The sequence below is a fragment of the Comamonadaceae bacterium M7527 genome (assembly GCA_021044545.1).
Lineage (GTDB): Bacteria > Pseudomonadota > Gammaproteobacteria > Burkholderiales > Burkholderiaceae_C > RS62.
In genome coordinates this window covers 1111293-1136960 of record CP087990.1, presented here as the reverse complement: position 1 = coordinate 1136960, position 25668 = coordinate 1111293, and the positions used below count along the sequence as shown (strand labels likewise).

At 57.3% G+C, this 25668-nt stretch carries 21 protein-coding genes and 3 pseudogenes; 20 read left to right on the top strand and 4 right to left on the bottom strand.

What is annotated here, in order from left to right:
* Positions 1-134: 134 nt before the first annotated feature.
* Positions 135-1045 (bottom strand): annotated as a pseudogene (locus LN050_05470) (LysR family transcriptional regulator).
* Positions 1046-1203: 158 nt separating this feature from the next.
* On the opposite strand from LN050_05470, the gene gcl reads away from it, so the two are divergent.
* From gcl to LN050_05400, 14 genes and pseudogenes are all read left to right on the top strand, one after another.
* Positions 1204-2988: a glyoxylate carboligase gene (gene gcl / locus LN050_05465; protein ID UFS57243.1), complete on the top strand. Its 1785-nt coding sequence runs from the start codon at positions 1204-1206 to the stop codon at positions 2986-2988.
* 47 nt (positions 2989-3035) lie between these two features.
* On the top strand, positions 3036-3821 hold the full coding sequence (gene hyi / locus LN050_05460; GenBank protein ID UFS57242.1) for a hydroxypyruvate isomerase: 786 nt from the start codon (positions 3036-3038) through the stop codon (positions 3819-3821).
* A gap of 16 nt (positions 3822-3837) precedes the next feature.
* Positions 3838-4740, top strand: coding sequence for a 2-hydroxy-3-oxopropionate reductase (gene glxR, locus LN050_05455; protein UFS57241.1), 903 nt, complete (start codon positions 3838-3840; stop codon positions 4738-4740).
* A gap of 6 nt (positions 4741-4746) precedes the next feature.
* Positions 4747-6089, top strand: a pseudogene (locus LN050_05450) (glycerate kinase).
* Positions 6090-6205: 116 nt separating this feature from the next.
* Positions 6206-7732: an ABC transporter ATP-binding protein gene (locus LN050_05445; protein ID UFS57240.1), complete on the top strand. Its 1527-nt coding sequence runs from the start codon at positions 6206-6208 to the stop codon at positions 7730-7732.
* Complete coding sequence (locus LN050_05440; GenBank protein UFS57239.1) at positions 7725-8786, top strand: ABC transporter permease; 1062 nt, start codon at positions 7725-7727, stop codon at positions 8784-8786. Before LN050_05445 ends, LN050_05440 begins: the two co-directional genes overlap by 8 nt.
* Positions 8783-9733 (top strand): ABC transporter permease, encoded by a 951-nt coding sequence (locus LN050_05435; protein UFS57238.1) that lies wholly within the window; start codon positions 8783-8785, stop codon positions 9731-9733. Before LN050_05440 ends, LN050_05435 begins: the two co-directional genes overlap by 4 nt.
* A 10-nt stretch (positions 9734-9743) precedes the next feature.
* On the top strand, positions 9744-10880 hold the full coding sequence (locus LN050_05430) for a BMP family ABC transporter substrate-binding protein (GenBank protein ID UFS57237.1): 1137 nt from the start codon (positions 9744-9746) through the stop codon (positions 10878-10880).
* Between the two features lie 109 nt (positions 10881-10989).
* Positions 10990-12042: an adenosine deaminase gene (locus LN050_05425; protein UFS57236.1), complete on the top strand. Its 1053-nt coding sequence runs from the start codon at positions 10990-10992 to the stop codon at positions 12040-12042.
* Positions 12035-12205, top strand: coding sequence for a hypothetical protein (locus LN050_05420; protein UFS57235.1), 171 nt, complete (start codon positions 12035-12037; stop codon positions 12203-12205). The genes LN050_05425 and LN050_05420 overlap by 8 nt, the downstream gene beginning before the upstream one ends.
* A 23-nt stretch (positions 12206-12228) precedes the next feature.
* Positions 12229-13377 (top strand): annotated as a pseudogene (guaD, locus tag LN050_05415) (guanine deaminase).
* Positions 13378-13402: 25 nt separating this feature from the next.
* Entirely contained in the window at positions 13403-13969 is a 567-nt protein-coding gene (gene dcd / locus LN050_05410; protein ID UFS57234.1) for a dCTP deaminase, read from the top strand.
* Positions 13970-14026: 57 nt separating this feature from the next.
* On the top strand, positions 14027-14497 hold the full coding sequence (locus tag LN050_05405; protein ID UFS57233.1) for a hypothetical protein: 471 nt from the start codon (positions 14027-14029) through the stop codon (positions 14495-14497).
* A gap of 70 nt (positions 14498-14567) precedes the next feature.
* Positions 14568-16025: a DEAD/DEAH box helicase gene (locus LN050_05400; GenBank protein UFS57232.1), complete on the top strand. Its 1458-nt coding sequence runs from the start codon at positions 14568-14570 to the stop codon at positions 16023-16025.
* Between the two features lie 97 nt (positions 16026-16122).
* Here the strand turns inward: LN050_05400 and LN050_05395 are convergent, their stop codons facing one another.
* Complete coding sequence (locus LN050_05395) at positions 16123-16983, bottom strand: symmetrical bis(5'-nucleosyl)-tetraphosphatase (protein ID UFS57231.1); 861 nt, start codon at positions 16981-16983, stop codon at positions 16123-16125.
* Positions 16984-17001: 18 nt separating this feature from the next.
* Here LN050_05395 and LN050_05390 point away from each other — a divergent pair, with 18 nt between their 5' ends.
* Positions 17002-18312, top strand: a complete 1311-nt coding sequence (locus tag LN050_05390; protein UFS57230.1) for a hemolysin family protein — start codon at positions 17002-17004, stop codon at positions 18310-18312.
* 31 nt (positions 18313-18343) lie between these two features.
* Positions 18344-18871, top strand: a complete 528-nt coding sequence (locus LN050_05385) for a hypothetical protein (GenBank protein ID UFS57229.1) — start codon at positions 18344-18346, stop codon at positions 18869-18871.
* A 23-nt stretch (positions 18872-18894) separates the two neighbouring features.
* On the opposite strand, the gene LN050_05380 is transcribed toward LN050_05385, so the two are convergent.
* Together LN050_05380 and LN050_05375 are read right to left on the bottom strand one after the other, a co-directional pair.
* Complete coding sequence (locus LN050_05380; protein ID UFS57228.1) at positions 18895-19044, bottom strand: hypothetical protein; 150 nt, start codon at positions 19042-19044, stop codon at positions 18895-18897.
* Positions 19045-19070: 26 nt separating this feature from the next.
* The gene (locus LN050_05375) at positions 19071-20546 is read right to left on the bottom strand and encodes an NAD-dependent succinate-semialdehyde dehydrogenase (protein ID UFS57227.1); all 1476 of its coding nucleotides are present in this window, start codon (positions 20544-20546) and stop codon (positions 19071-19073) included.
* A 186-nt stretch (positions 20547-20732) separates the two neighbouring features.
* Here LN050_05375 and alaS point away from each other — a divergent pair, with 186 nt between their 5' ends.
* From alaS to LN050_05355, 4 genes are all read left to right on the top strand, one after another.
* On the top strand, positions 20733-23366 hold the full coding sequence (gene alaS / locus LN050_05370) for an alanine--tRNA ligase (protein ID UFS57226.1): 2634 nt from the start codon (positions 20733-20735) through the stop codon (positions 23364-23366).
* A 126-nt stretch (positions 23367-23492) separates the two neighbouring features.
* Positions 23493-24644, top strand: coding sequence for a transglutaminase family protein (locus LN050_05365; GenBank protein ID UFS57225.1), 1152 nt, complete (start codon positions 23493-23495; stop codon positions 24642-24644).
* Between the two features lie 229 nt (positions 24645-24873).
* Entirely contained in the window at positions 24874-25137 is a 264-nt protein-coding gene (locus LN050_05360; protein UFS57224.1) for a BrnT family toxin, read from the top strand.
* Positions 25127-25396, top strand: a complete 270-nt coding sequence (locus LN050_05355; GenBank protein ID UFS57223.1) for a BrnA antitoxin family protein — start codon at positions 25127-25129, stop codon at positions 25394-25396. Before LN050_05360 ends, LN050_05355 begins: the two co-directional genes overlap by 11 nt.
* Positions 25397-25668: the final 272 nt, after the last annotated feature.

Below are 25668 nucleotides of genomic sequence, written 5' to 3'. Positions count from 1 at the left end.
TGCGTGATGATGCCGTCTTTTATAAACACGCAGGCGTTGGTCAACTCTGTGTGTTGGTCGTCCATGCAGGCCATGGCTTGGGCGTTGCGTATCAAAAGTGTTGTCATGGTGTTGTGCGCGTATAAAAAACAGACCTAGTTGGTTTTGTGCCAGTACCTTGGCTGGGCATAGGTTTTTTTTAGATGGTCAATAAAGTACCGCACCTTCGCGGTGAGGTGACGCTGTTGCGGGTAAACCGCGAGTATGTCGTAGGCTGGAAGAGCATAGTCGTCTAGCACGGTTACCAGTTCGCCACGCTCAAGCTGGCCTTGAATTTCCCAGGTCGAGCGCCAGCCAAGTCCCAAGCCTTCGCTTACCCAGCGGTGTAGCAACTCACCGTCGTTGCAGTCCATACTGCCCTCTACTTTGATGGTCACAGGCCTGTCATCATGCTGGAAGTACCAGCCACGTTGCTGGCCGCCTTGCAAGTTAAACGCCAGGCAGTTGTGCGCGCTCAGGTCTTTCAGGGTTTTGGGCTTGCCATATTTTTTAAAGTAGCGCGGTGTGCCACACACCACACGCCGGTTGGTGGCCAGCTTGATGGCTACAAAGTTGGGGTCTATTTGCCCACCTATACGTATGCCTACATCGTAGCCTTCTCGCACGACATCGACCACGCGATCAGTTAGGTTGAATGACACTTTGACGTTGGATGAGCTTTGATGAACCGTGAAGCATGAGGTGCCACATGTAAGCGCCCGAACGCGGCAGGCGCAGACACAATGAGGTGGCCACTGGCCTCATAGCGTTTGGCGCTGACACTGGCTTCAGCTTGTGCCCACTCCTGCAGCAAACGCTTGCACTCGTCTAGAAAACTGGTGCCGTGCTCGGTCAATGTGAGGCTGCGCGTAGAGCGCAGTATCAATTGGGTATTGAGACGCTTTTCCAGGGCATCCAGGCGTCTGCCCATCATCACTGGCGTTACACCTGCATGTACGGCAGCTGCAGCAATAGAGCCGTGATCCATGATGCGAACAAAGGCTTCAACCTCTTTAAATTTGTCCATGGCCAACCTCCAAAATCGGATGATTACATATTTTAAGTATGTAATAAAAGTACCAATCTGACTATTCACAAATTATTTATCGACTAATACAGTGCAACACATGGCCTCTGGCAAGGTCGCCAGTGTTTCATCAATGAGTGGATAGAGGAGTTGGAGACATGACAAAAATGACTGCTGCTGAGGCGGCTGTGTGCGTGCTTGAAAAAGAGGGTTTGTTGCAAGCGTTTGGCGTGCCCGGTGCCGCTATCAATCCGTTTTATGCAGCGCTGAAAAAGCGTGCAAGTATCAGCCATGTGCTGGCGCGACATGTCGAGGCTGCATCACATATGGCTGAGGGCTATACCCGGGCCAAGGCGGGCAACATTGGGGTGTGCATTGGCACCTCAGGCCCGGCAGGCACTGACATGATTACAGGTCTGTACTCAGCGCAAGCGGACTCCATTCCAATTTTGTGCATCACTGGTCAGGCACCTAGGGCGCGGCTGTACAAAGAGGACTTTCAGGCGGTGGACATAGAGGCCATTGCCAAGCCGGTTACCAAATGGGCTGTGACGGTACGTGAAAGCGCCTTGGTGCCGCGTGTGTTTCAGCAGGCTTGCAATCTCATGCGATCTGGTCGTCCTGGCCCGGTGTTGATTGACCTGCCGTTTGATGTGCAAATGGGCGAGATTGAATTTGACATCGATACCTACGAGCCGCTTCCGGCCTACAAACCGCAGGCCACACAAAAGCAAATCAGTAAAGTCCTGGACATGCTGGCCGCCAGCGAAAAGCCTTTGTTGGTGGCTGGTGGCGGCATTGTCAATGCTGATGCCAGTGCCTTGTTGCAAGCCTTTGCCGAGGCTGCAGGTGTGCCAGTCATTCCTACGCTGATGGGCTGGGGCACTATTCCTGATGACCACGCGTTGATGGCAGGTATGGTGGGTTTGCAAACAAGTCACCGCTACGGCAACGCATCCATGTTGGCCAGCGACTTTGTGTTGGGCATTGGTAACCGCTGGGCAAACCGTCATACGGGCTCCGTGGATGTGTACAGGGGAAATCGAAAGTTTGTGCACATAGACATCGAACCCACTCAAATTGGTCGCGTGTTTGAGCCCGACTATGGCGTCGTGTCGGATGCAGGCTCTGCGCTTGCGCAATTGATAGATGGCGTTAATCAGCGCAAAGCCGCGGGCCAGTGGCCCAACTTTTCAGATTGGGCCAAGCGTTGCGCCGAGCGCAAACGCACCATGTTGCGCAAGACTCATTACACGGAAGTGCCCATGAAACCCATGCGTGTGTACGAAGAGATGAACGCGGTGTTTGGCAAAGACACCACTTACGTGTCCACCATTGGCTTGAGTCAAATTGCAGCTGCCCAGTTTTTGCATGTATACGGCCCTCGCCGTTGGATCAACTGTGGCCAAGCTGGTCCATTGGGTTGGACCATGCCTGCTGCCCTGGGCGTGGTGGCGGCTGACCCCAGCGCCAACGTCGTGGCCTTGTCTGGCGACTATGACTTTCAGTTCATGTTGGAAGAGTTGGCCGTTGGCGCGCAGTTCAACCTGCCTTATGTGCATGTGTTGGTGAACAACGCCTACCTCGGCCTGATTCGCCAAAGTCAGCGTGGCTTCGATATGGACTACTGTGTGCAACTGGCTTTTGATAACCAAAACATGGATGAAGACAATGCCCAGCGCGGCTATGGCGTAGACCATGTGGCCGTTGTTGAAGGCTTGGGCTGCAAGGCCATACGTGTGACTGACCCAGAAAAAGTACAAAGTGCTTTACGCACGGCGCAAGCAATGGCAAGGGAGCACCGGGTGCCTGTTGTGGTCGAATGCATTTTGGAGCGTGTGACCAATATCGCCATGGGTACAGAGATCAATGCTGTCAATGAGTTTGAGGCCATAGACTGCCGGGCTGCACAAGGCCTAGAAACCGTGGGCCTTCTGGACTGATTGCCAAGCAAACTTATTCAACAAGCCAACTACAAAAAAGGACTGATATGCCCAAAATGACTGCCAACCTGACCATGCTGTTTACAGAGCTGCCATTCATGCAACGCTTTGAAGCAGCCGCCAAGGCTGGTTTTACCAGTGTGGAATTTTTGTTTCCATATGACTTTGACGCGGAAGAGTTGCGCAGCGCCCTGGATGGCAATGGCCTCACGCAAGCGCTGCACAACTTGCCGGCGGGAGACTGGGCTGCTGGCGAGCGCGGTATTGCCTGCCACCCAGAACGCGTGCAAGAGTTTCGCGCGGGTGTACAGCAAGCCATTGAGTACGCCACGACCTTGGGCGTGACGCAAGTGAATTGCTTGGCGGGCATCAAACCTGCGGCCATTGACGACAGCCAGGCATTTGCCACCTTGGTTTCAAATGTGCAATACGCCGCATCTGCGCTGCAGGCCGTGGGCATACGTTTGTTACTAGAGCCAATCAACACCTTTGACATTCCGGGCTTTTTTGTGAATACGACGGCCAAAGGTCTGGCGGTGCTGGACGCAGCCGCCAGCGACAACGCGTTTTTGCAGTACGACATCTACCATGCGCAACGTATGGAGGGTGAGTTGGTGAGCACCATTACCAAACACTTGCCGCGTATTGGCCACATTCAGTTGGCGGATAACCCCGGGCGTCATGAGCCAGGTACGGGTGAAATCAACTACGCCTTTGTTTTTGCGCAGCTGGATGACCTTGGTTACACCGGCTCAGTGGGATGTGAGTACAAGCCCAAAACACAGACTGAAGCCGGCTTGGGTTGGTTACAGCAGTTTGATGTGCAACTTTAAGAATGGGAGTTAAAGGATGACTAAAGGTGGATTGAACATTGGATTTATTGGTCTGGGCATCATGGGCGCTCCTATGGCAGAAAATCTGCAAAAAGCTGGACACCAGTTGTTTGTGTACGGCCGCTCTAAGGTTGCATCTGTGCTGGTGGAAGGTGGTGCAACGGTTTGCGTGAGCAGCGCCGATGTGGCGAAACGGGCCGATATTGTCATCACCATGCTGCCAGACACACCGCAGGTGGACGAGGTTTTGTTTGGCTCAAAGGGTGTGGCGGCAGGCCTTAGCGCAGGCAAGGTGGTGGTGGACATGAGCTCTATCGCGCCCATGGCTACCAAAGACTTTGCCAAAAAAATTAATGCGCTGGGCTGCGACTACTTGGATGCGCCAGTGTCTGGCGGCGAAGTGGGGGCTAAGGCTGCTAGCCTCACCATCATGGTAGGCGGGCCGCAAGCGGCTTTTGATCGCGTCAAGCCCTTGTTTGAAGTGATGGGTAAAAACATCACGTTGGTGGGTGGCAACGGCGACGGACAAACCACCAAAGTGGCCAATCAAATTATTGTGGCGTTGAATATTGAGGCTGTATCAGAGGCCTTGTTGTTTGCCAGCAAGGCAGGCGCTGATCCAGGTAAAGTGCGACAAGCTTTGATGGGCGGTTTTGCGGCATCGCGCATTTTGGAAGTGCACGGTGAGCGCATGGTCAAACGCACATTCAATCCGGGCTTTCGTATTGAGCTACACCAAAAAGACTTGAACCTGGCTTTGCAAGGCGCCAAGGCTTTAGGGGTTAGCTTGCCCAACACGGCTACGGCACAAGAGCTGTTCAACACGTGTGCAGCGCATGGCATGGGGGGATTGGACCATTCCGCCCTGTGCCGCAGCTTGGAGATCATGTCTAATCACGAAATCGCCCACGCTGAGTAACGCCTTATGAACCACGCCGCGCCATTGCCCGACTACAACTCGCAGCCTGCCGCGTTTTTAAAAGCCTTGTTTGACGTGGCGGTTGCAAGGGCTCAGCCGGCCGGCAACATGCAAGACGTGTTGCCAGCGCCGCCTAAAGGTCGCACGTTGGTCTTGGGCGCTGGCAAGGCCGCCGGTGCCATGGTGCACGCGCTTGAGGCCATGTGGCCTGTTGATGCGCCTATGTCTGGCTTGGTGATCACGCGCTACGGCCATACGCCGCCGCGCCCTGAAAATCTGGCCAGGCGTGTTGAGTTGCTAGAGGCCGCGCACCCCGTACCAGACCAGGCCGGTATGGACGGCGCACAGCGGATGTTGGCGTTGGCCCAAACGGCCACTGCCGACGATTTGGTGATTTGCCTTATTTCTGGGGGCGGCTCGTCGCTGCTGACCTTGCCTTGCGAAGGTTTAACGCTGGCCGATAAACAGCGTATCAACAAGGCGCTGCTCGATAGCGGCGCTGGCATCGCCGAGATGAATTGCGTGCGCAAACACCTGTCGCGCATTAAAGGTGGGCGCTTGGCCCAGGCTTGTGGCGCGGCCAAGGTGGTCACCATCGCCATCAGCGATGTGCCGGGTGACGACGTGGGCGTGATAGCCAGTGGCCCCACAGTGCCAGATGACAGCAGCTGCGCTGATGCCTTGGCCATATTGCGTCGCCTGGGCATTGAACTGCCCGCGTCGGTGCAGGCTGCACTTGAGTGTGGCGCACTCGAAACCCCAAAGCCTGGTCAGGCTTGTTTTGCGCACCATGAGGTACATCTCATTGCCACGCCTGGGCAGTCATTGCAAGCGGCTGCGGCTGCGGCGCGCGGCGCTGGTTTGCGCACTTATGTGTTGGCACACGATATTGAAGGCGAGTCCAGAGAGGTGGGCAAAGTGCACGCGGCAATCGCCAAGGCGGCTGCCGGGGGCAGGGCGCGTTTGAAGCACCATGCCTGATTCTGAGCGGTGGTGAGACCACAGTCACCATCAACAAGGCGGCCAATGCCCAGGGCTTGGCGCGCGGTAAAGGCGGGCGTGCCGCCGAGTTTTGCATGGGCGTGGCGCAAGCGTTAAACGGTGCGCCCACCATATGGGCTTTGGCAGCGGACACCGACGGCATAGACGGCGTAGAAAGCAACGCTGGTGCCTTTGTAGGACCCACCACGCTGCAAGACGCCCAGCAGGGCGGCGCAGATTTAGCCGACTGTTTATTTAGAAATGACAGCTACGGTTACTTTGAAGCGGCAAGGTCCTTGGTGGTGACTGGGCCTACGCACACCAATGTGAACGACTTCAGAGCCATGTTGGTGTTGCCCAAGCCCTGAGGCTTGCCCCCTCGGCTGGCGCGCTGACCAAGGGGTGGTACATTTCTCCGCTGATCATGCCGTTGCACGCACGCCCATGCAGGCGTCAACGGCTACCAGCGTGAGGACCTTTGCCCATGACCATCCCCCAACTACAACTTACTGGCATTACCAAGCGTTACCCTTCAGTGGTGGCCAATGACAATGTGTCCATCTCGGTCAAGCCGGGCGAAATTCACGCGGTGTTGGGCGAGAACGGTGCGGGCAAGTCCACACTGATGAAGATGATTTACGGCGCGGTCAAGCCAGATGCTGGTGAGATACGGTTTCAAGGCGAGGTGGTGCACATTCAAGATCCGCGCGAGGCGCGCGCCTTGGGTATTGCCATGGTGTTTCAGCACTTTAGCTTGTTTGACACCATCAGCGTGGCTGAAAACGTGTGGCTGGGCCTGGACGCCAAACTGAGCCTGGCTCAAGTACGCCAAGCCATTGGCGACAAGGCCAGCGCCTACGGCTTGGACATAGACCCAGACCGCCCTGTGCACACCTTGAGTGTCGGCGAGATGCAGCGTGTGGAGATCATCCGCGCCTTGCTCACCAACCCGAAGCTGCTGATATTGGACGAGCCCACTTCGGTGTTGATGCCGCAAGCCGTGCTCAAGCTGTTTGTGGTGCTCAGGCAGCTGGCCAGTGAAGGCTGCAGCATTTTGTACATCAGCCACAAACTGCACGAAATCCGTGAGTTGTGCACCGCTTGCACGGTATTGCGCGGTGGCAGGGTAACAGGTGTTTGCAACCCGCAAGACGAAACCAATGAGTCATTAAGCCGCTTGATGATTGGCGCTGAGCCACCTGCTTTGCCAGCGCGCGTGCACAACAACGGCGCAGTGGTGTTGCAAGTAAGGCATTTGACCCTGCCAGCACTGGACCACTTTGGCACCCACCTTGAAGACATCAACTTTGACGTAAAGGCGGGCGAAATTGTGGGTATCGCTGGTGTGTCCGGCAACGGTCAGGCCGAATTGGTGCGCGTGTTGTCTGGTGAGGACGTGCGCGCTGGCAGCGATAGCGTGTCCTTGTCTGGCATGAGCATGGCGCAGCTTGCGCCCATGCAACGCCGTGACCTGGGCGTGCACCTGGTACCTGAGGAGCGCCTGGGACGTGGTGCGGTGCCAGCGGTGGATTTGGCGCGCAATCTGCTGCTCACCCGCGACGAGTCCTTAGGCGGCGGTGGCTGGATTAATGGGCGCAAGCTGGCCGCGCAGGCCGCAGACATCATTCGGTCTTATGGGGTGAAAGCAGGTGGGCCTCAGGCGGCGGCGCAGTCCCTGTCTGGCGGCAATTTGCAAAAATTCATTGTGGGCAGAGAGATAGGTGCGCACCCCAGGTTGTTGGTGGTGAGCCAGCCCACTTGGGGCGTTGATGTGGGCGCAGCCGCACAAATTCGCACGGCCATATTGGCGCTGCGGGATGCGGGCTGTGCGGTGCTGTTGATCAGCGAGGAGTTGGACGAATTGTTTGAGCTTAGTGACCGTTTGCTGGTCATCGCCAAAGGGCGGGTGTCGCCATCGCTGGACAGAGCCGATGCCACGGTAGAAATCGCAGGGGCTTGGATGTCTGGTTTGTGGACTGCGCAAGAAACCAAAGAGGCCGCACATGTTTGAGTTGCGCAATAGGCCAGAGCCTTCAACATTTTGGGGTGTGGCCTCACCCGTTTTGGCGCTGCTCATCACTGTGGCCATTGGCATGGCTATTTTTGTGGCGCTGGGTAAGGACCCTGTGCAAGGTTTGCAAGTGTTCTTTTGGGAGCCCATCAAGAGCAGCTACGCCATCAGCGAGCTGCTGTTAAAGGCCACACCGTTGCTGCTGATTGCCGTTGGCCTGGCGGTGTGCTTCAGGTCCAACGTGTGGAATATCGGCGCTGAAGGCCAATACATCGTGGGTGCGATTGCCGCAGGTGGTGTGGCCCTCACCGCCACCGTTGACTCAAGCGGCTGGATTGTGGTGCCTATTTTGTTGGCCGCTGTTACGGGCGGCATGGCTTGGGCTGGCATCGTGGCACTGCTGCGAGACCGCTTCAATGCCAACGAAATTTTGGTGAGTTTGATGTTGGTGTACGTGGCCGTGCAGTTGCTGCAATACATGGTCTACGGCCCTTGGAAAGACCCCAATGGTTACAACTTTCCTCAAACCAAAACCTTTGAAGCTGCCACGCAAATACCCAAGCTCATGAGTGGCTCGCGTGTGACCATTGGTGTGGTGCTGGCCCTTGTTGGCGCAGGTGCCATCTGGGTTTATCTGTACCGCACGCGCGCCGGTTTTGCCCAGCAGGTGGGCGGCATGGCGCCAGCAGCGGCGCGGTATGCAGGCTTTTCTGCCCGCAGGGGTTTATGGACGGCGTTGCTCATTAGTGGTGGCTTTGCGGGCTTGGCCGGTGGCCTTGAGGTGGCTGGGCCAATCGGTCAACTCACGCCGTATGTGCCCGCTGGCTACGGCTTTGCGGCCATCATCGTGGCTTTTGTGGGGCGCTTGCACCCGGTTGGTGCCGTGTTGTCGGCGCTGCTGATGAGCATGTTCTACATTGGCGGCGAGCTGGCGCAGTCGCGCATGGGCTTGCCCAAGTCCATTACTGGCGTGTTTCAAGGCTTGTTGCTCTTTAGCTTGCTGGCCTGCGACATGTTGATTGCCAAACGCATTACTTGGAGGCGTGCACCATGAGCAGCGCATTGTTAATTGCCGCCGCGCTGGACGCCGGCACGATTTTGGCGTTGGCCTCGCTGGGCCTGCTGATCAACGAAAAAGCTGGCATCTTAAATTTAGGGGCCGAGGGCATGATGCTTTGCTCAGCCTTGGCGGGCTTTGCTGCGGTAGTGCATACAGGCTCTGGCGTGTTGGGTTTTGGTGCGGGCATGTTGGTGGGGGCTGCCCTGGCCGCATTGTTTGGCTGGCTGGTGATTTGGTTGGGTACCAACCAATACGCCACGGGCTTGGCGCTGAGTTTGTTTGGCGCGGGTATGTCGGCGTTTGCGGGCACCAGCTACGTCAAAGAAAAGCTGCCAGATGCTGTGAATTACCACATTCCTGTGCTGGGTGATTTGCCGTTTGTGGGGGAAGCGCTGTTTCGGCAGCATCCCATGGTTTACATGGCCATGGCGCTTACTGGCGGCTTGATGTGGTTTTTCTTTAAAACGCGCGCAGGCTTGGTGTTGCGCAGTGTGGGCGAGTCTCCGCATGCTGCGCACGCCTTGGGCTACAACGTGCGTCGTATCCGCCTGGGTGCTGTGGTGGCTGGCGGTGCCTTGTGCGGTTTGGCTGGTGCCTACGTGTCCACGGTATACACACCGCTGTGGGTGGAGGGCATGATTGCCGGCAAGGGCTGGATTGCGTTGGCGCTCACCACCTTTGCCACATGGCGCCCTGTGCGGGTATTACTGGGTGCTTACCTGTTTGGCGGTGTGACCATGCTGCAGTTTCAATTACAAGCTGCAGGTGTACACATTAGTAGTCAGTTCTTGAACATGATGCCCTATGTGGCCACCATAGTGGTGCTGGTTCTGATTTCGCGCAACCCGCAATGGATTCGTTTAAATATGCCGCAAAGCATAGGTCAGCCGTTCCAAATTCATAATCGAAGGTTGTTGTATCCCGATTCGTTTTTAACCTAGGAGTGATGTCATGTCTGTTGTGAATATCCCATCGCTGTCCAAGCTTGCTGCTTTGACCGCGTTGTCCGCCGCCGTATTGGTTGGCTGTGGCAAAAAAGAAGAGGCGGCACAGGCCGTTGCGCCAACCGAGGCCATTCAGGTGGAGCCCTTAAAGGTTGCGTTTGCTTACGTGGGCCCAGTGGGTGACGGTGGCTGGACCTACGCACACGATCGCGCACGCGCTGAAGTGCAGGCCGAGTTTGGCGACAAAATCATCACCAGCTACGTTGAAAACGTGCCTGAGAGCTCAGACGCTGAGCGCGTGATTCGCGATATGGCAAGCCAGGGCAACAAGCTGATTTTCGGCACCACATTTGGCTACATGGAGCCCATGCTCAAAATTGCGCCTGATTTTGCGGACGTGAAGTTTGAGCACGCCACAGGCTACAAAACCGCGCCAAACATGCGCACTTACGACAGCCGCACCTACCAGGGTGCTTACATGGCCGGCGTGATTGCCGGTGCCATGACCAAGACCAACGTCCTGGGCGTGGTGGGCTCTATCCCAATTCCTGAGGTGATCCGCAACATCAACAGCTTCACAATGGGTGCGCAGTCTGTCAATCCCGCTATCAAAACCAACGTGGTGTGGGTAGGTGGCTGGTTTGATCCACCCAAAGAGACAGAGGCGGCTCAGTCATTGATTAACGGTGGCGCAGACGTGCTGATGCAAAACACCGACTCGTCAGCTGTGTTGCAAACCGCCGAGAAAAACGGCAAGCGCGCATTTGGCTGGGACTCGGACATGACAGCTTACGCGCCCAAGGCGCACTTGGGTTCAGCGGTTATCAACTGGGCGCCTTACTACAAGAAGGCCGTTGGCGACCAGTTGAACGGTACATGGACAACTGGCAGCGTATGGTGGGGCGTTGCTGAAGGCGCGATTGACATGGTCAACGTAGCCGAAGACGTACCAGCCGACATCAAGGCCAAGGTGGACGAGATACGCGCTGGCTTGAAAGACGGCAGCTTCAAGGTATGGACTGGCCCTATCGTAGACAACACTGGCAAAGAGCAAGTCGCAGCGGGCACGACTGCTGACGATGGCTTTTTGGGTGGTGTGAACTTCTACGTTCAAGGCGTAGAAGGCCAGGTACCAGGCAACTAAATTGCTGTAAAAGAGCGTTTGCGGGCTTTAAAGCCTGCATATGCGGGGCCGGCGCAGCGATGCAGCTGGCCCTTTTTGTTTGTGTTGTATGTTTTGCGCAGGAGGCCTTATGACGCCGTCAACTTTTCAATCAGCCCATGATGTGACCGCGTTGCTGGCGGCACTGCCCAAGGCAGAGCTGCATGTGCACATTGAGGGCACGCTTGAGCCCGAGTTGATGTTTGCCCTGGCCAAGCGCAACGCAGTGGCGTTGCCGTACGCCTCGGTAGAGGCGGTGAGGGCTGCCTACGCTTTTGACAATCTGCAAAGCTTCCTGGATATCTACTACGCGGGCACGCAGGTGTTGCTCACAGAGCAAGACTTTTTTGACATGACGTGGGCCTATCTTGAGCGCGCCCGCGCAGACAACGTGGTACACACAGAAATATTTTTTGACCCGCAGTCACACACCTCGCGTGGCGTTGCCATGGGCGTGGTCATAGACGGTATTGCCAAAGCATGCGCGCAAGCCAAGGCCCAGTGGGGCACGAGTAGCGCGCTCATCTTGTGCTTTTTGCGCCACCTCAGCGAAGACGACGCTATCGCCACCTTGCAAGCCGCCAAGCCCTATGTGGGCCAGTTGGTAGGCGTGGGCCTGGACTCTAGTGAGCAAGGCCATCCTCCGTCTAAATTTGCACGCGTGTTTGCGCTGGCCAACAGCATGGGCTTGAAACTGGTTGCCCACGCTGGTGAAGAGGGTCCACCCGACTACGTGTGGCAAGCGCTAGACCTGCTGGGCGTGCAGCGCATTGACCACGGGGTTCGGTCTATGGAAGACCCAGACTTGGTGGCCAGGCTGGCCAAAGAGCGCATGCCGCTGACCGTGTGCCCGCTGTCCAACAAGGCGTTGCAAGTGACGCCCCATTTGACCGATCACCCCATTAAAGCCATGCTGGATGCGGGTTTGTGCGCCATGGTTAACAGCGATGATCCAGCCTACTTCGGTGGCTATTTGAACGACAACCTGGCAGCCATCGTGACCGCGTTGGCGCTAGCGCCTGCCGATTTATTGACTTTGGTGCGCAACAGCTTTGAGGCCAGTTTTATCACGCCAACTGCGCGCAGCCAGCACCTGCAAGCCATAGAGGTGGCCATGGCTGAGTGGGAAGCCCGTTATGTTTGACTTCAGTACCAGCCAAGCGCGTGGCTACCGCGCGGACTTGCTGTATTTTGATGAACAAGGCGTTGCCCAGCTGCAAACAGACGGTTTGCTGGTGGTGGGTCCAGACCCGCGTGCAGTGGCTTCTTGCGACGTGGTGTTGGCATGGGTCGCTACCAAGATGTAATAGCCAATTACCCCAGCATCGAGGTCACACACTACCCCCAGCAGTGGATTGCACCTGGCTTTGTAGACCTGCATGCGCACTACCCACAACTGGACGTGATCGGCTCACCTGCGTCGGGCTTGTTGCCCTGGCTTGAGCACTACACCTTCCCCGCTGAGGCGAGGTTTGCCGATGCGGCCTGGGCTAACACCCGCGCTGAATTCTTTGTGAATGAGTTGTGCCGCCACGGCGTGACCACCTCATTGGCGTTTGCAACCTCGCACGTGCAGTCTGTTGAGGCCTTGTTTGGCGCAGCGCAACGACTAGGCATGCGTGTGATAACGGGCAAGTGCCTGCAAGACCAACACTGTCCAGACGGTGTACGCGACAGCACCGAGCAAAGCTTGTTGGACACAGAGGCTTTGATCAGGCGCTGGCATGGCGTGGGTCGCTTGGGTTATGCCATCACGCCGCGCTTTGTGCCCACCTCAAGCCATGCTCAGCTGGCTGGCGCTGGTGAGTTGGCCGCCCAATACGGCGACGTGTGGGTGCAGTCGCACGTGGCTGAAAACACCGACGAAATGGCGTGGGTGGCGCAGCTACACCCAAAGGCGCGTAGCTATCTTGAGGTCTACAACCAGTATCGCTTGCTGCGCAAGCGCTCGGTTTATGCACACTGCATACACCTGGATGCGCAAGACCGCGAACTGATGGCCCAAACCGGCGCAGCCGCAGCGGTATGCCCCACCAGCAATGCATTTTTGGGCAGTGGTTTTTTTGACTTCACCTCCTCGCAGCATCACGCCATGCTGATGGGGCTGGCCAGCGATGTGGGCGGCGGCACGTCCATGAACGTTTTTAGAACCATGCGTGCCGCCTACGAGACGGGTCGTGTGGGCTTGCAACAACAGGGCAGGGTTGGCGTGTCCTTGTCGCCCAGCTATTTGTGGTGGCTACACACTGCGGGTGCTGCGCAGGCTTTGGACCTGGGGCGCGTAGTGGGCAATTTGCAGCCTGGCTATGAGGCGGACTTTGTGGTGATTAACCCCAAAGCCACCCCCATTCTTGAGCGCAAAGCGCAGGTATGCAACACACTTGACGAGCAGTTGTTTGCCATGATTGTGCTGGGCGATGACCGGTTGATTGCCCACACCCATGTCGCTGGCAGCGCTGTGCATACAATGCCGCAATAGCAATGGTTCACTGATTGAGGACGCGATGAGCATTAAAAGCGACAAATGGATTAGGCGCATGGCCGAAAATGAAGGCTTGATAGAGCCTTTTGAGCCCGGCCAGGTGCGTGAGGTTGATGGTCAAAAAGTCATCAGCTACGGCACCAGCAGCTACGGCTACGACATCCGGTGTGCACCAGAGTTCAAAGTGTTTACCAACATTCACTCTACGGTGGTAGACCCTAAAAACTTTGACGAAAAAAGCTTTGTGGACTTCAATGGTGACTCTTGCATCATTCCGCCCAACAGCTTTGCGCTGGCGCGCACCATGGAGTACTTCCGCATACCGCGCAACGTCTTGACCATTTGCCTGGGCAAAAGCACTTACGCGCGCTGCGGCATTATTGTGAATGTCACCCCATTTGAGCCCGAATGGGAAGGTTATGTGACGCTTGAGTTCTCTAACACCACACCGCTGCCAGCGCGTATTTACGCGGGCGAGGGCTGCGCCCAAGTGTTGTTCTTTGAGAGCGACGAAGTGTGCGAGACCAGTTACGCTGACCGTGGCGGCAAGTACCAAGGCCAAGTGGGCGTGACATTGCCCAAGGCCTAACTTCTGGTGCTCTGGGACTCTGGGGTTCTGGGCTCAATAACCAACAAGAACACCGCCATGTCGCCGCACCAGCCCAACTCCCAACAAAGCCGCGATGCGCTGGCTGTCGAGCAGGGGCAGGGTGATAACCGCTGGCTGCGACGACTTCCTGGCTTTGCAAGAACAGCTGCAGGCCTGGAGTGGCGCATTTGGACATTGCTGCCGCGCCTCACATGGTGGGGTAGCCTGTTGCTGGGCCTGCCATGTGCTTTTTTGGGCGTGTTGCTGTACCCGGATGTATTGGGCCAGGGTCTGCAACATTCGTTGTGGCCCGAGTTGACAGCGCTACAAGGACAAGCTGCCAGACAGGCCATGCAGTGGTTGTTTGCAGGTATTGGTCTGCTGATTTTCCATTGGACAGCGGTGTTAACCGTGGCGATTGGTTGCCTCATTGTGATGGCCATGAAAGGCCCCGCTTATGTGGCCGACGGTTTGTCACTGCCGGCAGCGCCGCCGGATGCGCCCAAAGACGACTACATGCATCGCTGATCCCCCCTTTTGTGGCGCGCACCCCACAATTTGGCCACTACCTGCTAAACGTGGGACAATCGCAGGCTACATGACAGAATCATTTTCAGAATTATCTTTGGCGCCGTCGTTGGCCAAAGCCGTTGCCCAAATGGGCTACGAAACAATGACTCCTATTCAAGCCCAAGCCATCCCAGTGGTGTTGCAGGGGCGAGACGTGATGGGCGCAGCCCAAACGGGCACAGGCAAAACCGCGGCGTTTTCGCTGCCGCTGCTACAGCGTTTGCTCAAACACGAAAACGCATCCATGTCTCCGGCACGCCACCCTGTGCGTGCACTGGTGTTGCTGCCTACGCGCGAGCTGGCTGACCAAGTGGCCCAGCAAATCAGGCAATACGCAGAGCACACCAATTTGCGCAGTGCCGTGGTGTTTGGCGGTATGGACATCAAGCCTCAAATTGCAGAGCTGCGCAAAGGTGTAGAGGTGCTGGTGGCCACACCCGGTCGTTTGCTTGACCATATTGAAGGCAAAACCGCTGTGCTCAATCAAGTGGAGTACGTGGTGCTCGACGAGGCAGACCGCATGCTGGACATTGGCTTTTTGCCAGACTTGCAGCGCATCTTGAGTCACTTGCCCAAGCAGCGCACCACGCTGTTGTTCTCGGCAACATTCTCTAACGACATCAAAAAGCTGGCCGGCAGCTACTTGCAAAACCCGGTCACCATTGAGGTGGCCCGCTCCAATGCAACAGCCGCTACGGTTGAGCAACGCTTTTACGCGGCTACCGGCGAAGACAAGCGCCGTGCGCTGCTGGCCTTGTTGAAAGAGCACAAAGTCAAACAGGCGTTTGTGTTCGTCAACAGTAAACTGGGCTGTGCCCGCCTGGCCAAAAACCTAGAGCGTGATGGCTTGCGCACCGCTGCCATGCACGGCGATAAGAGCCAGGACGAACGGCTGAAAGCCCTTGAGGCTTTCAAGGGTGGACAGGTTGACTTGTTGGTGTGTACCGATGTGGCCGCGCGCGGCCTTGACATCAAGGACGTGCCGGCTGTGTTTAACGTGGACTTGCCTTACAACGCGGAAGACTATGTGCACCGCATTGGCCGTACAGGCCGAGCAGGCGCATCTGGTCTGGCCATTTCGTTTGTAGCCAACAGCGATGCCCGCTTTTTGGGCGACATTGAAAAGCTCATCAAGATCAAGGCCGAGGTTGAAACCATTGACTTTGGCCAACGCCCCGGCACAGACTTCAGCGCCGCGCAACACCCAAGCAAACACTTCAACGACGGTCAACGCTTGCACCAGCGTCGTGAAGAGGGTCGGGAAAAGCGCGTTGAAAGCCAGGACCCTAAGGCACGCTACCACCCACCACGGCAAGTGAACAAAGACCCGTTGTTTGACCAGCCTTACACCCCCAAGGCCAACAACGCGCCTGCGTCATGGGAGGCGTCTGCCACGACGCGGCCACGAGGCCTGTCTGCCAACATCAAGCCGCGACGCAAGGTGGCAGCCTTGTTCAAGGCAGAGCCCCAGGCCCAGACGTCTTAAGCCGCGAGCGCGCGGTCTACTGTTACGCTGCCCTGCTGCGTTTACCGCCGCCATGGACGCCAACCAGGCTTGATGTGACAGCCACACCGGGTTGATGTCAGCCCGGCGCCTGTGACGGTTCGCAAGCCACGCGGTGTATCAGCACCTCGCTGCTGTTCGGCTTAAATTCAGCGGCTTGCAGGCAACCACCCCACACGCAACCGCCGTCCAGCGGCAGCACGCGGCCTATGCCCTTTTGTGCGACTTGTGTGGGCGTAAGAGTAGACCAATGGCCAAACGCAATATGCGTGTCTGCCGTTGCCCGCTTTGGCACATCAAACCACGCGTGTAAGCCAGCTGGGGCAAGGCTGGCGTCGCCTTTGTGTTCAAAGTCCATGCGCCCCTGTTTGTCACACAGGCGCATGCGAGTGAGCACATTCACAATAAACCGCAGCTGGTCAACGGGTGCAGCACCAATGGCATCGGCCCACTGGTTGGGCGTGTTGCCGTACATGTGCTGCAAAAAATGCCGACACACTGCAATGTCACTGTGGCCTAACGTGGCTTGGGCTTTCCTGGCAAGGTCCATTGTTTGCGCAGCTGTCCACTGTGGCGCAACACCTGCGTGCACCATCAGCCAGCCATGCGCAGCAATGGCTAATGGGCGGCTGCGCAGCCAATCCAGTAGCGCGTGGCACTGTGGGGCCTGTAGCACGTCTTGTAGCGTGTCGTTGCGCTTTTGCTTGGCGCCCGCCAGGCCAACGGCTAGCAAGTGCAAATCGTGGTTGCCCAGCAGGCATTGGGCGCTGCTGCCCAGCTCGCGCAGGCGCTGCAGGGTTGCCAACGAGCCTGGGCCACGGTTGACCAAGTCACCCAAGGCATACAAGGTGTCGCGGCTGGGCGAGAAGCCAATGTGCTGAAGCAGCTGCGACAAAGACCGGTCGCAGCCTTGTATATCGCCAATCATGTACAGTGCCATCACGACATTATCAGTGCTATGGACTTTTTACTCATTTTCTTTCTCACCCTGCTCAACGGCGCGTTTGCCATGTCTGAGCTGGCTTTGGCCTCTAGCAAAAAGAGCCGCTTGCAGCGCATGGCCGACAACGGCGATAAAGGCGCCGGCGCTGCGGCCAAGCTGCTGGATGACCCCACCGCGTTCCTGTCGTCTGTGCAGGTGGGCATTACGTCCATAGGCATACTGAACGGCATTGTGGGCGAGGCGGCTTTCAGTGGCGATGTTGCGCAACTGCTGGTGGGTATTGGCGTGCCACACGGTAGCGCCCCCATCATGGCCACAGCGCTGGTGGTGGCAGCCATTACCTTTGTCACCATTGTGTTTGGCGAGCTGGTGCCCAAGCGTATTGGACAACTGTTCCCCGAAGCGGTGGCGCGTTATGTGGCCATCCCTATGACGGTGGTGGCCAAGGTCGCTCACCCATTTGTCGTGTTGCTGTCCAGCACCACGCACTTTGTGCTGAACCTGTTGCGCGTCAACAGCCGCGCCGAGCAAGTGGTCACCGAAGAAGAAATTGAAGCCAGTTTGGCCGAGGGCTTGGGCGCTGGCGTGATTGAGGTCAATGAGCACCAAATGGTGCGCAATGTGTTTGCGCTAGACAAGCGTTCGTTGTCGTCCATCATGCTGCCGCGCTCAGATATTCATTGGTTGGACGCCAGCGATGACCTTGAGGTGGGCTTGGAGAAGGCCAGGGCGTTGGGCCACTCGTGGTACCCCATTTGTAAAGGTGGCCTTGACGACGTGGTGGGCGTGTTGCACATGGCAGAAATGCTGCGCCTGCGCCGACGCGATGCGCACACCACATTGGGCCAGCACGCACAGCCGGCTGTGTATGTGCCTGAGACGCTCAATGGCATGGAGCTTCTTGAGCAATACCGTGTGGCTGCGATGCGTATGGTGTTTGTGGTGGACGAGTACGGCGTGGTGCAGGGCCTGCTCACGCCGCTTGACTTGTTAGAGGCCATTACCGGAGAGCTCAAGTCCGAAGAGGCGGTAGACACGTGGGCCACAGAGCAGCCCGACGGCTCCTGGGTGCTGGACGGCGCCATGCCCGCCAGCGAAGTCAAAGCGCGGTTGCAGGTAGAGGCGTTGCCCGACGAGGACAAAGGCCGTTACAACACCTTGGCTGGCTTGTTGCAGTATGTGTCCGGCGAATTGTTGGTGACTGGAGACTTTGTTAGTATTGACCGCTGGCGCTTTTCAGTGACTTTGGTCCATGGCCGCCGAATTGACCAAATCATTGCAACCCCAGTTGACGTGGACATTCAAATGACAACACTGGGTGAGTAGCGTACTTAGGCCTTTAGTAGACGGAGCAGGCATGCTGTTAGATCCCCAGACCATAGACACGGAGCAAAGCCTGCAAGGTACTGGTCAGCGGTGGTATGTGGTGCAAAGCAAGCCCAGGGCAGAGCGCGAAGCCTGCGAACAACTCCGTAGACAAGCTTATATTGTTGAGCTGCCCGAGCTCATTCGCCCCCGCAAACGTTGGGAGGCGCTGTTTCCCCGCTACATGTTTTTACAAACCAGTGATGCCCAGCAGTCCATTGCGCCTGTGCGCTCGACCCTGGGCGTTAGCCAGCTGGTGCGCTTTGGGAGCAAGCCCGCCACCGTATCCCACGACATTGTGCAAGCCAGCATGCGCATGGCAGCCCACTTGTGTGGCCAAGACGAAGTGACTGCGCATGGTTTGCTGGAGGGCACAAACGTAGAGGTGATAGACGGCCCACTCAAAGGCTTGTCTGCCATGGTGAAAGCATCAGCCCAGGACCGTGTGCTGATTTTGCTGGACATCATGGGGCGAGAAGTGCAAGTGCAAACGCAAGCCAAGTTTGTGAAAGTAGCCTGAGTGGCCTGAGCTGGCTGCGGTGCTTAGGCGTTGCGACAGGCTTGCGCGGTAAACAAGGGCCTTGTTGATAACCACGCCAGCACCGCCAACGTCGGCACCGCCACCACGCCCGCTAAGAGGGCGGTGGTGACGTTGGCAGACAGCTTGGCAGCGCTTGGGGGCTTACAACGCATCAGTGCCTTTTATGGGCAGACTGTCGTTACTGCAGTACGTCACCTATGCACAAGTACTTGATTTCGACGTAGTCGTCCATGCCGTGGCTGGAGCCTTCGCGACCCAAGCCACTTTGCTTGACGCCGCCAAAGGGCACGTGCTCGGTGGCCAAGATGCCTACGTTGATGCCCACCATACCGTATTCCAACGCTTCGCTCACGCGGAATATGCGACCCACGTCGCGGCTGTAAAAGTAGCTGGCCAAGCCAAACTCGGTGTTGTTGGCCGCATCCACAGCCTCTTGCTCGTGCTCAAACTTGAAGATGGGCGCAAAGGGGCCAAAGGTTTCTTCCTTGGCGCACAGCATGTCGGCAGTGGCGTCTGCCACCACGGTCGGTTCGAAAAACTGACCTGGTAGGCGCTTGCCACCAGCCAGTACGCGAGCGCCTTTGGCCACGGCGTCTTCCACGTGGCGTTGTACTTTTTCAAGCGCGGCTTCTTCAATGAGCGGCCCCTGGTTTACGCCTTCTTCAAAGCCGTTGCCAACCTTGGCTGTTTTGACCTTGGCGGCAAACTTGGTGGTGAACTCGTCGTAGACGCCAGCTTGCACATACAAACGGTTGGAGCACACACAGGTTTGACCTGCGTTGCGGTATTTGCTGGCAAATGCGCCTTCTACGGCGCTGTCAATATCGGCGTCGTCAAACACAATAAACGGCGCATTGCCGCCCAGCTCTAACGACATCTTTTTGACTGTGGGCGCTGACTGCGCCATCAAAATGCGGCCCACCTCTGTGCTGCCGGTAAAACTGATGTGGCGCACCACGTCGCTGGCGCACAGCACTTTGCCAATGGCAATGGATTGGTCTGCGTCGGCGCTGAGCATGTTGAGTACACCGGCTGGAATGCCTGCGCGCATGGCCAGCTCGGCAGCGGCCAATGCGGTCAGTGGCGTGAGTTCTGCGGGTTTGATGACCACGGGACAACCAGCAGCCAGTGCTGGTGCAACCTTTCGCGTAATCATGGCCAGCGGAAAGTTCCAAGGCGTAATGGCCGCGCACACGCCAATGGGCTCGCGCATGACCAACAAACGGCGGTTGTTGTCAAAGGTGGGCAATGTCTCGCCATTGACACGCTTGGCCTCTTCGGCAAACCACTCTACAAAGCTGGCACCGTAGGCCACTTCGCCACTGGCCTCTGCAAAGGGCTTGCCTTGTTCGGCCGTCATGATGCGGGCCAGGTCGGCCTGGTTGGCTGTTAGCAAGTCAAACCACTTGCGCAAAATCTGGCTGCGCACTTTGGCCGTGGTTTTGCGCCAAGCACCCCAGGCCGCATTGGCAGTTGCTATGGCTTGCTCGGCATGGGCTGGGCCGCAGTTGGCGACATCGGCCAGGTGCTGGCCCGTGGCTGGGTCGGTTACGGCAAAGGTACCGTTGCCGTCAACCCAGGCGCCGTTGATCAGGGCCTTGGTTTTTAACAAGGTGGAGTCTTTGAGCTGCGACAGAGGGGATTCGTATGCCATTGCTTGCCTTTAAGTGTCTTTTGTGTCTGTAGGTCGTCTTGTCGCGTGCAAGCATACCGCTAAGTTGGCGACTTTGCAGTCGCGCCCGTCACTGAGGTATGGACTTAGGTGAAAATAGGGGGTTAAGTGGTCAAGTCCTCAAGCCGGGGCCACAGTTGTTTCTTTTTGTGAGTAGTGAGCAAACCCATGAGCCAGCCCAGCAGTCGTTTTACCGTCGCCGACATACGCAAGACTTTTTTGGCGTTTTATGCCGAACGCGGCCACGCAGTTGTGCCGTCCAGCTCTTTGGTACCTGGCAACGACCCCACGCTGATGTTTGTGAACTCCGGCATGGTGCAATTCAAGGATGTGTTTTTGGGGACAGACAAGCGCAGCTACAACCGTGCCACCTCTGTACAGGCTTGCTTGCGCGCAGGCGGCAAGCACAACGACCTCGAGAACGTGGGTTACACCGCACGCCACCACACCTTCTTTGAAATGCTGGGCAACTGGAGTTTTGGCGACTACTTCAAGCGAGAGAGTTTGCTGTGGTCTTGGGAGTTGCTCACCGAAGTGTTTCAGTTGCCCAAAGAGCGCTTGCTGGCCACGGTGTACGCCGAAGACGACGAGGCCTATGACATCTGGACCCAAGTCATTGGCTTGCCGCCAGAGCGCGTCATTCGCATTGGCGACAACAAAGGTGGGCGCTACAAGAGTGACAACTTCTGGATGATGGCCGACACCGGCCCTTGCGGCCCCTGCTCTGAAATCTTTTATGACCATGGTCCGCACATCCCGGGTGGTCCTCCCGGCAGCCCTGATGAAGACGGCGACCGGTTCATTGAAATTTGGAACAACGTGTTCATGCAGTTCAACATGGCCGAGGACGGCTCTGTAAGCCCGCTGCCCGCGCCGTGTGTAGACACTGGCATGGGCCTTGAGCGCTTGGCTGCTATTTTGCAAGGCGTACACAGCAACTACGAGATTGACGTATTTCAAGCCCTGATTGCTGCAGCAGCACGCGAGACTGGTTGTGCCGATCTGGCCACGCCCTCACTGAAGGTGATTGCCGACCACATTCGCGCGACCGCGTTTTTGGTGAGCGACGGTGTCATCCCCGGCAATGAAGGTCGCGGCTATGTGCAGCGCCGCATCATTCGCCGCGCCATTCGCCACGGCTACAAGCTGGGCCAGAAAAAGCCCTTCTTCCACAAACTGGTGCCAGACTTGGTGGCGCTGATGGGCGAGGCCTACCCCAACTTGGCTGGCAAAGCCCAGCACGTCATGGACGTGCTAAAGGTTGAGGAAGAGCGTTTTTACGAAACCTTGGCCACAGGCATGGAGATTTTGGACGCAGCTCTGCCCGCTGGCAGCACCACCTTGGCGGGTGACGTGGCCTTTAAGTTGCACGACACCTACGGCTTCCCGCTCGACCTCACACAAGACGTGTGCCGTGAGCGTGATGTAGAAGTGGATGCCGCTGGCTTTAACGCGGCCATGACCCGCCAGAAGGAGCAAGCACGTGCAGCAGGCAAGTTCAAAATGGACAAGGCCCTGGAGTACGCGGGCGCAGCCAACACCTTTGTGGGCTACGAGCAGTTAAGCAGTCCAGCCACCGTGTTGGGTTTGTATGTAGACGGCGTCGCTGTTGAGCGCATGGCTGCGGGCCAAGCGGGTGTGGTGGTGCTGGACGTCACACCGTTTTACGCTGAAAGCGGCGGCCAGGTGGGCGACGCAGGCGTGGTGACGGCCAACGGTGTGCGGTTTGATGTAGCCGACACCCAAAAAATCAAAGGCGATGTGTTTGGCCACCACGGTGTGCTGGCCCAGGGTGGGCTGCAAGTGGGCGACACCGTGCAAGCGGTGGTAGATGGCAATGCGCGCGCTGCAACCGTGCGCAATCACTCAGCCACGCACCTCATGCACAAGGCCTTGCGCGCCGTGTTGGGTGAACATGTGCAGCAAAAAGGCAGCTTGGTAGACGCTGACAAAACCCGTTTTGACTTCACGCACAACGCCCCAGTAACCGATGCACAGATTCGCGAGATAGAGCGCATGGTGAACGCCGAAGTGGTGGCCAATGCGGCTACCCAAGCGCGCGTCATGAACATAGAGGCCGCGCAAGCCACAGGTGCAACCATGCTGTTTGGTGAAAAGTACGGTGAGACCGTGCGCGTGCTGGACATAGGCAGTAGCCGGGAGCTGTGCGGCGGCACTCACGTGGCCGCCACTGGTGATATTGGCATGTTCAGCATCACAGCCGAGGGCGGCGTCGCCGCTGGCGTGCGCCGTGTTGAGGCCGTCACTGGCCTGAACGCCTTGGCCTACGTGCAACACATGGAACAGACCTTGGGTGGTGTGGCGGGCAGCTTGCGCGTGACCCCCGACGAAGTGCCTGCCCGCGTGGGCGCCATGCTGGAGCAAATGCGCGAGCTTGAAAAAGAGCTCAACGCCATCAAAGGCCGCCTGGCTTCTGCGCAAGGCGACGAGCTGGTAAGCCAATCCGTAGACGTGGGCGGCGTGGCGGTGTTGGCAGCCAAGCTGGAGGGTGCTGACGCCAAAGCCTTGCGCGAGACCATGGACAAGCTCAAAGCCAAGCTCAAAACCGCTGTGATTGTGCTGGGCGCCACAGACGGTGACAAGGTGCAAATTGCAGCGGGCGTAACGCCTGACGTGGTGGGCAAGCTCAAGGCGGGCGACTTGGTCAACATGGTGGCCCAGCAAGTGGGCGGCAAAGGCGGCGGCAAGCCAGACATGGCCATGGCCGGCGGCACCGATGCAGCGGCTTTGCCCAAGGCCTTGGCCAGTGTGCAGGCTTGGGTGGCTGAGCGCTTGGCGTGAGCCCGGGACAAGCCTGCGATAATCGCAGGCTCTTGCAGTTCGCGGCGCTTTATATGCGCTGACGATGCGTACCAACCCAGCGAGGTGGCAACACACGCTGGGTTTTTAATTTCGTAGTTCTCTTTCATGACCACCGATAGACGCGCCTTCTTGGCGCGCGCTGCTGCATGCAGCGCATTTGCCTCAGCCCCCTTTGCTTTGTCTGGCTTGGTGCCAAGCGCACAGGCCGCACAGCCCAGTAGCAACGGCACTTACAGCTTTTCTCCCACACCCGCCGATTGGCAACGCTTTGCAGTGACGACCCGCGTTGACTTGCAAAACGCCAGCGGCAGCACACACATATGGCTGCCCGCACCTTCAGTGCAAAACGACTGGCAGCAAAGCGACGTGGGCGTGGTGAACACCAATGGCACTTACCAATGGCGTGAAGACGGCCGCTACGGCGCACGCATATTGGCGGTGCAGTTTGACGGCACGCAAGCCGCGCCGTTTGTAGAACTCACCAACAAAGTACAAACCCGCAGCCGCGCCGCGCAATGGCAGGCAGCGCCAGATGCCAGCATCAAGCTAGACGGCAACGAGCGCGCGTTTTGGCTGGGCCCTACAGAGCTGCTGCCCACAGACGGCATTGTTGCCACAACAGCCGCCAGCATTGTGGCGGCCTCAGACACCGACGAGGTAAAAGCCCGCAAGGTCTACGAGTGGATTGTGGCCAACACCTTTAGAGAGCCCACCACCAAAGGCTGCGGCCCTGGCGACATTGCCAGCATGCTGCAAACCAACAACTTGGGCGGCAAATGCGCCGACATCAACGCCTTGTTTGTAGGCTTGTGCTGCGCCGCTGGCGTACCAGCCCGCGACGTGTACGGCTTGCGCTTGGCTCCATCAGCGTTTGGCTACAAGCAGTTGGGCGGCAACTCAGCCAACTTAAGCGGTGCGCAACACTGCCGCGCTGAAGTGTTTATCAATGGCCGCGGCTGGCTGGCCATGGACCCCGCAGACGTGACCAAAGTCATGCGCCACGAAACCACTGACTGGCTGCGCGACGTGAGCAACCCAGTGGTTGCACCCGTGCACAAAGCGCTGTTTGGCGCGTGGGAAGGCAACTGGATGGCCTTCAACACAGCCCACGACGTGCTGCTACCTGATGCGCAAGGCAAACCAGTGGGCGACGCCATTGGCTTTTTGATGTACCCCATGGCCTACACCAACGGCCAGTTTGTAGACCACTACAAACCCAAAGAGTTTGCCTACCAAATCAGCGCGCAGGCGTTGTAAAGCAAAGCCCTGCAGTTTATGGCGGCTTTAGGTGTCTATACCCAAAGCACGCCAATCACCCCCACCGTCTCTCACAACCTCAGGCGCGCCGCCTGTGCGCATGGGGGTGAGGTCTAGCACGGTCTAGCAGCTAAGCCGTGGGGGTCTTTGCAAGCAGCGCCTTACTTCCAATGTTGGTGGTTCAGGCTGGCTGGCAAGATGGTGTTGTTTGCGGTATATTTTCTATACCATGATTGCCTTCGAGTTTGACCTCAAAAAGAGTGAGTCCAACAGCACCAAGCACGGCATTGATTTTTTCCAAGCTCAGGACCTTTGGAACGACCCAATGCTGCTGGAGATTGCAGCAAAAACGGATGATGAACCGCGGTATTTGGTGATTGGTTTGATCGACGGGAAGCATTGGTCGGCGGTCATTACCTACCGAGACGCCAAAGTCCGATTGATATCCGTGCGTCGCGCACGCACAGAAGAGGTAGCACTTTATGAAAGCTAAAAAATTCGAGCAACAGTTTGATGATGGCGTGGACATTACGGCAGCTTTGGATTTGCCCAAGGCTAGGCGCGTGCTGCAAGAGCAAAAACGGGTAAACCTGGATTTCCCTACATGGATGGTTGATTCGCTAGATCGCGAAGCCAGCAAACTGGGGGTTACTAGGCAGTCTGTTATCAAGGTTTGGCTGGCTGAACGTCTTGAGGCGACAGCTTCCAAGTTGCCGTTACAACGGATGCCCGCGGATAGCACGCAGCGCTGAACGCCGCATTAGGCGTCACACAACACTCGTGTGAGTGCAGGCCTATGTCTTGCGCGCATTGGCCAGCATGCGCAATAACGCCAGCACATCGGCCACACCCATCTCGCGCGGGTGACGCATGCCGCCGGACTGCATCGCACTCCATTGGATAAAAATTAACTCAATAAGATTAAATTCTATAAATTTTGAGGCTATAATGCCTACATTAAACCCGTTCACGCACTTGATCGAGCAGGCGGTTGGACTATAAAGAAGGAGCACCGGGTTTCATG